Source organism: Streptomyces sp. RLB3-17, assembly GCF_007113425.2.
Classification (GTDB): domain Bacteria; phylum Actinomycetota; class Actinomycetes; order Streptomycetales; family Streptomycetaceae; genus Streptomyces; species Streptomyces mirabilis_D.
Genome location: NZ_CP041610.2, coordinates 7424474 through 7437287, shown reverse-complemented (window position 1 = coordinate 7437287; position 12814 = coordinate 7424474). Strand labels below are relative to the sequence as shown.

General features: G+C 71.5%; 11 protein-coding genes. 9 read left to right on the top strand and 2 right to left on the bottom strand.

Annotation, left to right across the window (positions count from 1 at the left end):
* Window positions 1-45: 45 nt before the first annotated feature.
* From FNV62_RS33755 to FNV62_RS33740, 4 genes are all read left to right on the top strand, one after another.
* Entirely contained in the window at window positions 46-1050 is a 1005-nt protein-coding gene (locus FNV62_RS33755; RefSeq protein ID WP_144315738.1) for a TauD/TfdA family dioxygenase, read from the top strand.
* On the top strand, window positions 1047-2141 hold the full coding sequence (sbnB, locus tag FNV62_RS33750; protein ID WP_143602883.1) for a 2,3-diaminopropionate biosynthesis protein SbnB: 1095 nt from the start codon (window positions 1047-1049) through the stop codon (window positions 2139-2141). The genes FNV62_RS33755 and sbnB overlap by 4 nt, the downstream gene beginning before the upstream one ends.
* A 157-nt stretch (window positions 2142-2298) precedes the next feature.
* A complete protein-coding gene (gene sbnA, locus FNV62_RS33745; protein WP_143602882.1) occupies window positions 2299-3384 on the top strand; it encodes a 2,3-diaminopropionate biosynthesis protein SbnA in 1086 nt (361 codons plus the stop codon).
* Between the two features lie 261 nt (window positions 3385-3645).
* Window positions 3646-5406, top strand: coding sequence for a beta-ketoacyl-[acyl-carrier-protein] synthase family protein (locus FNV62_RS33740; protein WP_143602881.1), 1761 nt, complete (start codon window positions 3646-3648; stop codon window positions 5404-5406).
* A gap of 91 nt (window positions 5407-5497) precedes the next feature.
* On the opposite strand, the gene FNV62_RS33735 is transcribed toward FNV62_RS33740, so the two are convergent.
* Complete coding sequence (locus FNV62_RS33735; RefSeq protein ID WP_144315737.1) at window positions 5498-6625, bottom strand: Ku protein; 1128 nt, start codon at window positions 6623-6625, stop codon at window positions 5498-5500.
* A 173-nt stretch (window positions 6626-6798) separates the two neighbouring features.
* Between FNV62_RS33735 and ligD the strand changes: the two genes are divergently transcribed.
* Window positions 6799-7665, top strand: a complete 867-nt coding sequence (gene ligD, locus FNV62_RS33730) for a non-homologous end-joining DNA ligase (RefSeq protein ID WP_060895845.1) — start codon at window positions 6799-6801, stop codon at window positions 7663-7665.
* A 657-nt stretch (window positions 7666-8322) separates the two neighbouring features.
* Here ligD and FNV62_RS33725 read toward each other — a convergent pair.
* On the bottom strand, window positions 8323-9126 hold the full coding sequence (locus FNV62_RS33725; protein WP_097286228.1) for a nuclease-related domain-containing protein: 804 nt from the start codon (window positions 9124-9126) through the stop codon (window positions 8323-8325).
* Window positions 9127-9223: 97 nt separating this feature from the next.
* Here FNV62_RS33725 and FNV62_RS33720 point away from each other — a divergent pair, with 97 nt between their 5' ends.
* The 4 genes from FNV62_RS33720 (at window position 9224) to FNV62_RS33705 (ending at window position 12789) form a co-directional block, all read left to right on the top strand.
* Entirely contained in the window at window positions 9224-9730 is a 507-nt protein-coding gene (locus FNV62_RS33720; protein WP_079090273.1) for a dual specificity protein phosphatase family protein, read from the top strand.
* 268 nt (window positions 9731-9998) lie between these two features.
* Window positions 9999-10832 carry a hypothetical protein gene (locus FNV62_RS33715; protein ID WP_144315735.1) on the top strand — a complete coding sequence of 278 codons (834 nt, stop codon included), beginning with the start codon at window positions 9999-10001 and terminating at the stop codon, window positions 10830-10832.
* Complete coding sequence (locus FNV62_RS33710; protein WP_143602877.1) at window positions 10829-12166, top strand: sensor histidine kinase; 1338 nt, start codon at window positions 10829-10831, stop codon at window positions 12164-12166. The genes FNV62_RS33715 and FNV62_RS33710 overlap by 4 nt, the downstream gene beginning before the upstream one ends.
* Before the next feature lie 101 nt (window positions 12167-12267).
* A complete protein-coding gene (locus FNV62_RS33705; protein WP_143602876.1) occupies window positions 12268-12789 on the top strand; it encodes an SH3 domain-containing protein in 522 nt (173 codons plus the stop codon).
* Window positions 12790-12814: the final 25 nt, after the last annotated feature.

Genomic DNA, 12814 nt, shown 5'->3' with positions numbered 1-12814 from the left:
GACCCGAGTGACAACCGACTGAGTGGCTACGGAAAGGAAATCGAGATGTCGTCCACTTCCACGGCGTCGATGGTCGACGTGGAACTGCAGCCCGGCAGACCTCCGCTCCTGCGGGCCGAGGTCACCGGTGGCGCGGCGGGCTGGGCAGCCGCGCACCGGGACGCGCTGCGCGCCGTCGTCGCCGAGCACGGCTGCGTCCTGGTCCGCGGTCTCGGGCTGCGTGACGCGGCCGAGACCGGTGCCGTCTTCTCGAAGCTCGCCACCGGTCTGATGACCGAGAAAGAGGTCTTCGCACCCCGACGGACCTACTCCGACGGCGTGTACTCCTCGACGAAGTGGCCGCCGAACCAGCCGATGTGCATGCACCACGAACTGAGCTACACGCTCGAGTTCCCCAGCCTGATGATGTTCGCCTGTCTGAGCGCGCCCACCGACGGCGGGGCGACCGCGGTGGCCGACGCGCCGACCGTGCTCGACGCGCTGCCCGCCGGGATGACCGAGCGGTTCGAACGCGAGGGCTGGCTGCTCACCCGCAGCTACAACGACGAGATCGGGGCGTCCGTGGCCGAGGCGTTCGGCACCGAGGACCGTGCTGCCGTCGAGAGCTACTGCCGCGCCAACGAGATCGCGTTCGAGTGGCAGCCGGACGGTGGGCTGCGCACCCGACAGCGCCGCAGCGCCGTGGTGCGCCACCCGGTCACCGGCCGCCGCTGCTGGTTCAACCAGATCGCGTTCCTCAACGAGTGGACGATGGCCCCCGAGGTGCGTGAGTACCTGATGGACGTCTACGGGGCCGACGGACTGCCGTTCAACACCCGCTTCGGCAACGGCGACCCGATCGGCGAGGACGTCGTGGAGCTGCTCAACAGCGTCTACGAGGCCCACACCGCACGTGAGCCGTGGCAGGCCGGCGACCTGATGCTCGTCGACAACATCCGCACCGCGCACAGCAGGGAGCCCTTCGAGGGACCACGCGAAGTGCTCGTGGCCCTGGCCGACCCGGTGCGTCTGACCGCCTGCTCCCCGACCGTCGAGGTGACCGCGTCATGACCACCACCCGTTCCACCACGTCGGAATCCGCCCCGGAATCCGCGCCGAAGTCCACTCCGGCCGCGCCGATCACCGTGCCGCCCTTCGCGGTGATCCCCGGCGCCCAGGTCCAGCGCGCGCTGCGCGGACGCGAGAAGCAGATCGTGGAGTTGGTCGAGGCCACCTACCGGGTGCACGGCGCCGGTGACTCGGTGAACCCGCCGTCGTACTTCCTGCGGTTCCCCGACCGTCCGTCCTCCCGGATCATCGCGCTGCCCGCCTCGATCGGCGGGGAGGTACGGGTGGACGGCCTGAAATGGATCTCCAGCTTCCCGGAGAACGTGGCGGCCGGTATCCCGAGGGCCTCGGCCGTACTGATCCTCAACGACCATGACACCGGCTACCCGTTCGCCTGTCTGGAGAGCTCGATCATCAGCGCCACCAGGACGGCCGCGTCGGCCGCGGCGGCCGCCGACCGGCTCAGCCGTGACCGGCCGCGACCGACGCGGGTCGGCTTCTTCGGGGTCGGCCTGATCGCCCGGTACATCCACACGTTCCTTGTCGGCACCGGCTGGTCGTTCGACGAGATCGGCGTGCACGACCTGTCCACCGACAGCGCGGCGGGTTTCCGGTGCTACCTGGAGCAGTCGGGCGCCACCGGCCGGATCACCGTGCACGACAACGCCGAGCAGTTGATCCGCAACAGCGACCTGGTGGTCTTCGCCACTGTCGCCGGGCAGCCGCACGTCGGCGATTTGTCGTGGTTCGAACACAATCCTGTGGTACTGCATGTGTCGCTGCGCGACCTCACGCCGGAGATCCTGCTCGCCTCGACCAACATCGTCGACGACATCGAGCACTGCCTGAAGGCCGACACCTCGCCCCATCTGGCCGAGCAGCTCACGGGCAACCGGAACTTCGTGCACGGCACGTTGGACGACGTGATGGCCGGGCGGGTGACCGTGCCGGCGGACCGGCCGGTGGTGTTCTCGCCCTTCGGCCTCGGGGTGCTCGACCTCGCGGTCGGCAAGTACGTCTACGACGAAGTGGCCCGCTGCGGCGAACTGCACGTCGTCGACGACTTCTTCCACGAACTGAGCCGGTACGGATGAGCCGGCCTCGACCCCGGGCCGCAGAAAACAGCGGCCTCTGACGCAGGGCCCTGTCCGACCCGGATGGACACGGCCTCCCGCCCGAAAAAGCGAAGAAGCCCGCCCACGGTCGGACGGACATTCCGAAAGTGCTCTGCTCCAGATTGAGGAGACCGTCGTGCCCGTCATTTCCGTTCCCCAGGCCTTCAACGAAGAGGATCTCTATGTCGACCTCCGGGCGATCATCGGGCACTCGCTCTTCCTGAAGTGCGAGGGCTTCAACTTCGCCGGCTCCATCAAGATGAAGGCCGCCCTCGAGATGGTGGAGGCCGCCGAGCGGGATGGGGCTCTGAAGCCGGATTCGATCCTGGTCGAGTCCTCGTCCGGGAACCTCGGCGTGGCGCTGAGCATGATCGCGGCGAGCAAGGGTTATCGGTTCCTGTGCGTGACGGACTCCCGCGGCAACCTGTCGACCAGGATGATGATGGAGGCCCTGGGCAGCCAGGTGCACATGATCGCCGGTCAGCAGGAGAGCAACGGCGGTTATCTCGGCGCGCGGATCGAGTACGTGCGTGCGCTGTGCGCCTCCGACGACCGGTATGTGTGGCTCAGTCAGTACACCAACCCGAGCAACTGGAAGGCGCACTACCGCAGGACGGCGCCGGAGATCGCCCGTCAGTTCCCGCAGCTGGACGTGCTGTTCGTCGGCGCCGGCACCACCGGCACCCTGATGGGCTGCGCGCGCTACTTCCGGGAGTGGCACCGGCCGGTGCGGGTCGTCGCGGTGGACAGCGTGGGCTCGGTGTCCTTCGGAGGTCCGCCCGGCCGCCGAATGATCCCGGGCCTCGGGATGAGCATGCGCCCGCCGCTGCTCGACGAGTCCTACGTCGACGAAGTGATACGAGTCGAGGAGAGGGACACCGTCCGTACCTGCCACCGGCTGGCCAGGAGCGGGTTCGTGTTCGGCGGCTCCACCGGCACGGTGGTCAGCGGCGCGTCGGACTGGTTGAGCCGGCACGACGCACACGAACTCACCGCCGTGGCCATCGGTCCGGACCTCGGCGAGCGCTACCTCGACACCATCTACCAGGCCAGCTGGTTGCGGGATCTCTACGGCGACGACGTGCTCAACTCCGAAGAGATCGCCGCCGAATCCTGGGCGCCCTCCCCCACGCCACCGACACGGTGGGGCCGGGCGGACGACCTCCAGAACGGCGAGCGCAACAAGAGCCAACGCCCTCAGCTCCAGGACCGTAAGAGCTAGGGCCCGTCTTCGCGGGTGGGCGGGGTCCGGTACGCGCCGGGCCCCGCGGCCCGGGCCGCCCACAGCGGGGCGGCACTTCGACGAACTCGGCGGCCACGGGATTCGGTTGTGCGACCAGGGGAGGTATGGGAGGTACGGGAGCGAAATACTGCTCACTGTTTTCGGTGACGTTGCCCACTATGCGATGGGGACATCTAGGCAATTCCTACTTTGTCATCGAAAGTTGGGGACGGAAATCCCCACAGAAAGCAATCGCTCCCCATGCACCGTTCGTCCGACGTTCCCGTACAGCCCCACGCCGTCACCGTCGCCGAAGTGATCCCCGGTGATCTGGTCGCCCTGTCCGAACAGGATGTGGCGGAGAACACCTGGTACGTGGTGATGCACACCCTGCCCGAGACCCCCCACACCATTCGCCTGACATTGCGGCCACCGCTCGGCGGAATTGATCACGACGAGGTATTCGAACGCGGTCACCAAGTGACCACGGCCTGCCGTCGAATGGATGTCCGGGCAATTCCCGAGATCACCTCCACCGACCTCGGCCCGGTGGAATTCCGGGACGGCGACCGCATCACCTCACTGCGCGCCGTGGACCCCCGGGCGATCGAGGAGTCGTACACCCGCAGATGGGGCCACTGGCATCGGGACCTGGACCGCCGGGCCGAGGATCCCGTCCCCGACGAGGAACTGCGGAGCCTGGCCGAACAAGCCACCCAAAAGGGACATGTCGTACGGCATTACCCGCGCCCTCGACGGGCCGCCGAGGCGTACGCATCCCGCCGGGTCGTCGTCACCGGGCTCGGTGCCGTGACGCCGCTCGGTGTCGGGGTCGAGGAGCTGTGGCGGGGCCTGGTCGAGGGCCGGTGCGGGATAAGCGAGTTGGAGGGCGAGGAGTTCGCCGAACTGCCCGTGCGGATCGCGGGCAGCGTGCCCGTGGACCCCGTCGGACTGCTGCCCCGGCCGCAGGCGCGGCGGATGAACCGGTCCGCCCAGTTCGCGGTGCTCGCCGCCCGTGAGGCCTGGCAGGACGCCGGGCTGGACCCGGCCGGTACGACGGAGAGCGGGCTGGCGCCCGAGCGGGTCGGCGTCTCGGTCGGGGCCATCCTCGGTGACGCCTCCGTGCTCGTCGGCGCCGACCGCAAGCTGCGGGACAAGGGTCCGCGCGCGGTCTCCCCGCTCACCACTCCGATGACCGTGCCCTCGCAGGCCGCCTCCCAGGTGTCGCTCGCGCTGCGCATCACCGGCGAGGCCCGCACCGTGACCAGCGCGTGCGCCTCCGGCACCGAGGCCATCGGACAGGCCATCGACCGCATCCGGTACGGCCGGGTGGACGTCGCCCTCGCCGGGGGCGCCGAAGCCGTCGTCACCCCCGCGATCATGGCCTCGTTCGCCGCCATGCGCGCGCTCTCCACCCACGAACTCGGATCCACCAGCCCCTCCCGGCCGTTCGCCAGCGACCGCGACGGCTTCGTGAACGGCGAGGGCGCGGGCTTCCTGCTCCTGGAGGCCGAGGAGCACGCCCGGGCACGCGGCGCGCGCATCTACTGCGAGGCCGCGGGCTGGGGACTGTCCGCCGACGCCCACCACATGGCCGCGCCCGACCCGTCCGGCAGCGGCGTGGCGCTGGCACTGCGCCGGGCCGTCCACGACGCCGGTGCCCATGTCGTGGACGTCGTCCACGTCAACGCCCATGCCACCGCCACCGTCGACGGCGACCTCGCCGAGGCGAGCGCGCTGCGCGCCGTGCTCGGCGGGAGCGTGCCCGTGACCGCGCTGAAGGGCCACCTCGGCCATCTCCAGGGAGCCGCGGGCGGTGTGGAGGCCGTCGCCACGGTGCTCACCCTCCACCACGGCCTCATCCCGCCCACCATCGGCTGCGACGACCAGGACGACGCGATCGACCTGGACGTGGTGACCAAGCGCCCCCGCCGGCTACCCGCGCTCGGCGACCTCGCCCTGAGCAACTCGTTCGGGTTCGGCGGCCACAATGCGGTGCTGGCCCTGCGGCGTACGGGGTGAGTCGTACGAGGTGGAGTCGTACGAGGTGGAGTCGTACGAGGTGAGCCTTACGAGGTGACGGGGCTCCGGGGCCCGCGGGGCCCCGCGGCGGTCAGGCCGAGGCGCGTCCCCGCGGGGTGGCCTTCTTCGCGGCCGTCTTCTTCCCCGTCGCCTTCTTGGCGGTCGTCTTCTTGGCCGCCGTCTTCTTCGCGGTGGACTTGGTCGCCGTCGCCTTGCCGGCCGCCTGGCCCGTCGACTTCGCCGTGGACTTCGCCGTGGACTTCGCGACCGTCTTCTTCGCCGCCGTCTTCCTCGCGGTCGACGTGGACTTCTTCCCGCCGACCTCCTTGGGTGCCGTACGGGCCGACCTGCGGGAGGGCAGCGGGGTGACCTCGGCGGATTCGCCGGTCCGCGCCCCTGCTTCCTCGCCCGTCTCCTCGCCCGCCTCCTCGCCCCGGGACACCTTGGCCGCGCGCACGCTCTTCTCCAGGGCGGCCATCAGGTCGAGCACCTTGCCGCCGGCCCGCTCCCCGGCGGGAGGCGCGGCCGGTAGTTCGCCGGAGGCCTTGGCTGCGACGAGTTCCTCGACGGCCTCGCGGTAGTCGTCGTGCAGTTCGGTGAGCTCGACCTCGCCGAGGGTGTCCATGAGGGCGTCGGCCAGGTCGAGTTCCTTGTCCCGTACGGTCACGCTCGCGTCCGGGGCGACCTCCTCCGTGGACCGGATCTCGTCCGGCCACAGCAGCCCGTGCATGGCGATCACGTCGTCCACCACGCGCAGCATGCCGAGCCGCTCCCGCCCGCGCAGTGCGAACTTCGCGACGGCGACCTTCTGGCTGCGCTTGAGCGCCTCGCGCAGCAGGACGTACGGCTTGGTGGCGGGGACGCCGTTCGCGGCCAGGTAGTACGCCGTGTCCATCTGGAGCGGGTCGATCCGCTCGGCCGGCACGAACGCCACGATCTCGATCGTCCTCGCGGTGGGGATCGGCAGCGCGGACAGCTCCTCGTCCGTGATCGGGATCAGCGTGCCGTCCGCGTCCTCGTACGCCTTGCCGATCTCACCGGTGGTGACCTCGCGGTCCTCCAGTTCGCAGAACTTGCGGTACCGGATGCGGCCGCCGTCGTCCAGGTGGACCTGACGGAAGGAGATCGAGTGGCTCTCCGTCGCGTTCACGACCTTGATCGGGATGCTGACCAGACCGAAGGAGATGGCGCCGTTCCAGATGGATCGCACGTGCGGCACCTTCCTGGTGGTTCCTGCTGACACGGGTTCTCAGTGACGCGGGTTCTCGCTGACACGGGCTCGCGGGGTGCGGTTGAAAGCCAGGCTAGACGGGTGTGCGCGACCTCACATCCGCAAGGGAGCGGCGGGGCGATCTGGGCGCCTTGATGGCGATTTCATGCGACTCTCGTCGTATGACGCCGATCACGGAAGTGGAGGGACGGCGGCTCGCGCTCACCAATCTGGACAAGGTGCTGTACCCCGCGACCGGCTTCACCAAGGGTGAGGTCCTGCACTACTACGCGACGGTCGCGGAACCCCTGCTGGCGCACCTCCACGACCGGCCGGTCTCCTTCCTCCGCTACCCCGACGGGCCGGACGGACAGGTCTTCTTCACCAAGAACGTGCCGCCCGGCACCCCCGACTGGGTCCGGACCGCCGAGGTCCCCCGGACGGAGGGCCCCGCCCGGATGGTGCTGGTCCAGGACCTCCCCTCGCTGATGTGGGCGGCGAACCTCGTCACCGAGTTCCACACGCCGCAGTGGCAGGTGGACGCGCCCGGTCTGGCCGACCGGCTCGTGTTCGACCTCGACCCGGGGGCGCCGGCGACGGTCGTCGAGTGCTGCGAGGTCGCGTTGTGGCTGCGGGAGCGGCTGGCTGGGGACGGGATCGAGGCGTATGCGAAGACGTCCGGGTCGAAGGGGCTGCATCTGCTGGCGGCGGTGGTGCGGATGCCGTCCTCGGACGTGAGCGCGTATGCGAAGGAGCTGGCCGTGGAGGCGGAGCGGGCGTTGCCGGCGCTCGTCACGCACCGGATGACCAAGAGTCTGCGGCCCGGGAAGGTGTTCGTCGACCACAGTCAGAACGCCGCGCGAAAGACGACGGCCACGCCGTACACGCTGCGTGCGCGGTCCGCGCCCACCGTGTCCGCCCCCGTCACCTGGGACGAGGTCGCGTCCTGCGGGGGCCCGTCCCGGCTCGTGTTCCACGCCGACGACATCGCTCCGCGTCTGCACCGACACGGCGACCTCCTCGCCCCCCTCCTCACCCCGTCCCCCTGACCCGACCCGTCCCTCGCCCCCGCCGCCCCTACCCGTCCCATCCCCAGGGGCTCCGCCCCTTCCACCCCGCTAGGGGCGCTGCGCCCCCTGGACCCCCGCACGGCCTGAACGGCCTCGTCCTCAAACGCCGGACCGGCTGAGTGATACGGGCCGGGGTAGGCGGGTGGTCCGGGGGGTGGGTGGGGCATCGGCCCCGACCTCAGCCTCAAACGCCGGACGGGCTGAGTGATACGGGCCCGGGTGGGCGGGTGGACCGGGGGGTGGGTGGGGCATCGGCCCCGACCTCAGCCTCAAACGCCAGCCGAGCTGAAAGGCGCGGGCCGGGATGGGCGGGCCGCGGCCCCGGCCTCACACGCCGGACGGGCTCAAAGATGCGGGGTGGGGTGGGTGGGTCGTTGGCCCCGCGGCCACGGCCTCGCACACCGGACGGGCTGGAGGGTGCGGGTCCGGGTCGGTTCGGTGGGACCTCGCCCTCGAACGCCGGCCGAGCCGAGGCCCTCAGGGGCGCGAGGAACTGCGCGACCAGCCCCCACCGACCCGCAGCCAAACGAAATCGGGCAGGCGGGGATTCGGGGCGCAGCCCCGTCCAAGGGGCGCGGGGAACTGCGCGACCAACCCCCACCCACCCGCAGCCGAACAGATACCGGCCCTACAGGGTCACGTTCGTAGCCATGTGTGGCGGTCGCGGGCCATCGCGTGCAGGGCTTCGACGTCCGCCGGCTTCAGGACACCCCCGAGGCGGGCCAGCGAGGACAGGTCGGTGTCCTGCAGGACGCGGACCTCGCGGAGGGGGGCGAGGACATCGAGGTCGGCGGGGCCGGCCACGGCCAGGACGGCGTGGACCTCGGCGGTCAGCGCGTAGGAGGCCCGGTCGGCGTCGGCTCGGACCCGGCGCACAAGCGGATACGGCTCCCGGCGGCCGACGGTCACCATGGGGTCGGCGACGAGCACCCGCTGCTTGCGGGCGTACAGGGAGCGCAGGGCGAAGATGCCGCCGGGGCCGATCAGCAAGTGGTGGACGCGGTCGCCGCCAGGGAGCGGGATGGAGTGGACGGTGTGCCAGCCCGCGCCCTCCAGACGGTCCAGGGCCTCCCCGACCGCCTGCTCGGCGGCGAGCGCGCGGCGCCGCGGGTCGGGCCGCAGACGGCGCGCCGGTCCCGGGTCGCGGTCGAGGTCGATCACCAGCGCCTCGCCGGGCCGGTTCGGCGCGAGGTCGTCGTCCGGGTGGAGGGTCAGTCGGGCCAGTTCCGCGGGGGTCGGGACCGGTGGGGGCCCCACCGTCACCCGGCCGGTCAGGAACGGGCCGAGCACGTCGAGCACGTCCTCCCGCCGCTCCTCGCTGAGCAGATTGACGCGGGCTGCGTCACGGTCGTACCAGGCGACGTTCCTCCCGTCGGTCAGGCACACGTACAGGCGCTCCTGCCCGTGGCGCCAGGTCGGTATGACGCGCAGTCCGTTCATGCACCATCACCCCATGACCATGGGACCAGGCGGGGTGCTCCAGGGGCAAGAACCCGGTTACCTTTGTGAGCAGTTGGGGGAGTTGTGGGAGGCGCTGTTGCGGACTCGCAGAAAGCAACCCGATGTGCCCGCTCCGGACAGCCCGTGGAGCGAGATCGTGCCTGGCCTGTGGATGGGCGGACACGCGTTCGCGGGGCGTGCCGGCGAGCCGGAATTCGCGGTCGTGAGGAATGAGTTCGACCTGGTCCTGACGCTACTGCGGCTGCCGGGGCACGGCCCCGACCCGGGCGTCGAGCACCATGTGTGGCCGATTCCGGACGGTCCCCTGGACGGGACACAGCTCGCGGGGGTGATCCGGCTCGCGCGGGCCGCGGACGACGCGCTGGAGGACGGGCGCCGGGTCCTGGTGCGCTGCTACCACGGCTACAACCGCTCGGGGCTCGTGGTCGCGCACGCGCTGGTCCTCGCGGGACACACCTCCGACGAGGCGATCCGCCTGATCCGCAGCCGCCGCTCGCCCTGGGCCCTGCACAACGAACTGTTCGTGGAGTACCTGCGCGCCGGTCTGCCCACGGCCCGCCTCCTGGAGGAACTGGCGGAGTAACCCCCCGGCCCCTGGGCCCCCCGCCCCTGGATCTCCGGCCTCCGCCGCCCGCGCGTCCGGCGCCCCATGGCCTCACGCCGTCGCGCCCCCATGGCCTCACGCCCCCCGCCGGCCCGCCCTCACCAGCCCCACCGACCCCACCCGCGAACAAAAAGGACTTCCCTACGAATATGGTGTAGGGCGTTGGTTCCGTCGATTTCACGCCGACCTCGCGCACCGAGCCGTCCCCCTGGCCCCGGGTCGAGGCCGGCCCGGACGCAGGAGCGCAGTGACCCCCACCCGGCCCAGCCGTCTCGTGCTCGCAGCCCTCGCCGCCCTGCTGGCGGCGGCCGTGGCGGGCTGTGGCGACTCCGGTGCCCTGCGGGGCGCGGGAGCGACGCCCACCGCCGTCGGCCCGGCCAGGCTCTGGCCCGAGCTGCCGCCCGCGTCGACGGCCGCCCTCGACTACGGCGAGGCGGACACCGAGACGGTGACGGGCATCACGGCGCCGGGCGACGACATCCACAAGGTGGACCCGATCGCCGTGTTCCGTGCCGAGGTCGGCCGCCACCCTGACGAGTACAGCGCCGTCCACGCCCCGTACCGTGAGACGGCCCAGCAGCTCAAGTACTGCACCGGCAAGGACACGCTCGGCGGGAAGTGCCCGATCCTCCAGGCGTACTACCGAGATCTCACGGGTGACCGGAAGGACGACCTGGTGCTCGGCATCCGCTTTCCGCAGAACCAGCTGGCGGTGCGTGTGTACACCTTCGAGCACCACAAGCTGGTCCAGATCATGGGCACCGCGGACAGCACGATCAGCGTCGAGGTCGCGGGCCGTGACGTGATCATCCGCTCGCCCTCGACCCTGCCGGGCTACGAGTACCGCACGGTGTGGACCTGGGACCCGCACCAGCACGCGATGCTGGCGACCCGGGACGAGATCCTCCGGGTGGGCACGCCCCGCCCCACCAGGCGCGGCGGCACCATCGGGCCCGTCCCCTCGGCACCCCCCGCCCCACCGGTCTCGCCCTCAGCCTCTCCGTCGGCCTCTCCGTCCGCCTCGCAGTTCGTCTCCCCCTCCGCCTCCCCCGCGCCGTCGACCGCCGCGAGCACCCCATGAGGCTGCCCTCGCGCCGCTTCCGGCCGCCCCGCCGTCTCCCCCACTGGGCCGGCACCCTCACCTGGAAGGCAGCGGCCTTCATCACGGTGATGTGCTGCGGTCTCGCCGCCCTGCTCGGCGTCCTCGTGCATGTCTCGGTGACCAACCAGACCGTCGGCGAGGCCCGCGGCCGGGCGCTCGACCGGCTGGCGGAGGTGACGGCGGACTACGAGGCGGGCGACCGGCTGCCGCCGGGCGCGGGGCTGGATCTCCCGGGTCTGCCGGCGCCGCTGCGCGAGCTGGCGACGGACGGGCGCCGCGGCACGATGGTCGGGGAAAACGACCCGCACCCCACCATGTGGGCGGCCGGACCCGCGAGCGGCGGGCGGGCGCTCGCCGTGCAGTTCGACTACTCGCAGGGCGCGCACGCCATCGACGCCCTGGACCGGTCGATCGTGTGGTCCTCCGCGCTGGCGATCGGCGCGACGCTGCTGGTGGGAGTGTTCGCGGTGACGCGGGTGACCCGTCGGCTGCACGCGACGGCACAGGTGGCCCGGCGGATCAGCGCGGGCGACCTGGACGCGCGCGTCAACGATCCCCGTACGGCCGTGGACCCCCGTACGCGGTACCCGGCCGGCCCCCAGGACGAGGTGGCGGCGGTCGCCGGGGCCCTCGACACGATGGCGTCCTCGCTGCAGAGCAAGCTGACGAGCGAGCAGCGCTTCACCGCGGACGTGGCACACGAACTGCGCACCCCGCTGACCGGGCTGCACGCGGCGGCGGAGCTGCTGCCGCCGGGCCGGCCGACGGAGCTGGTCCGCGACCGGGTGGCCACGCTGCGGACGCTCACCGAGGACCTGCTGGAGATCTCCCGACTGGACGCCGGGCGGGAGTTGCTGGAGCTGGACTCGGAGCCGCTGGCCCCGCTGGCCGAGCGGGTGGTGCGGGCGTCGGGCACCGAGACCGAGGTGCGGGTCGTGGATGACGTCCGGGTGGAGACCGACCGGCGCCGTCTGGAGCGGGTGCTCGGCAATCTGGTGGCCAACGCGCACAAGCACGGGGAGGGCCCGGTGGTACTGACCGTCGACGGCCCGGTGGTGACGGTGCGGGACCACGGCGGCGGCTATCCGGAGTACCTGCTGGAGCACGGGCCGCAGCGGTTCCGTACGGAGGGCGGCTCGAAGGGCCATGGGCTGGGGTTGACGATCGCGCTCGGCCAGGCGGAGGTGCTGGGCGCGCGGTTGGTCTTCGCCAACGCTCCCGAGGGCGGTGCGATCGCGACACTGACGCTTCCTCAGGACGAGCGGGGCGCGCCCGGACCGACCGGTGGGGAAGGGCCGACCGGGGCACGCTGAGCGTCCTCGCGTCCCCGATGGCTCAGTGCGGCCTGCGCGTGCCCGAGCTCACTCCTAATGTGGCGATTAGTCAGATTTACCACCTTTCCGGAGGAGCCCCCATGTCCCTGCGCCACACCCTTGCCCGCACCGGGATGGTGCTCGCCGTCGGCACGCTCATCGCGGCCGCGGGCGCCGGACCCGCCCTCGCCGCCGGCAAGCCCACCGTGACCACGGGCATCGGGCCCGGCCTCATCGACGACACCGGGTCCCTCGCCCGCGACTGGGACAGCCCCGACTGGGACAACGGCGACTGGAACTACGGCGACGACCCCTACTTCGACGAAGACGGTCTGGGCGACTTCAGCTTCGAAGACCCGTTCCACGACGGACGGCCCGACGACCACCGCCGCTTCGAGGGCCGGATCCTCTCCCGCGACGGCCTCGCGCTGCACAACCGGCCCGACCGTCGCAGCCGGATCATCCGTATCGCGCCGCACGACGAGCGGGTCCACATCTACTGCAAGACCAGGGGGGAGCGCGTCGGCGGCAACCCGATCTGGTACCTGATCACCGACGGCACCTGGTCCTGGGGCCCGGCGCAGCACATCGCCAACACCGGCCCGTCCCCGCGCTGGTGCTGACGCCGGGTCGCGCCCGCCGGATCCG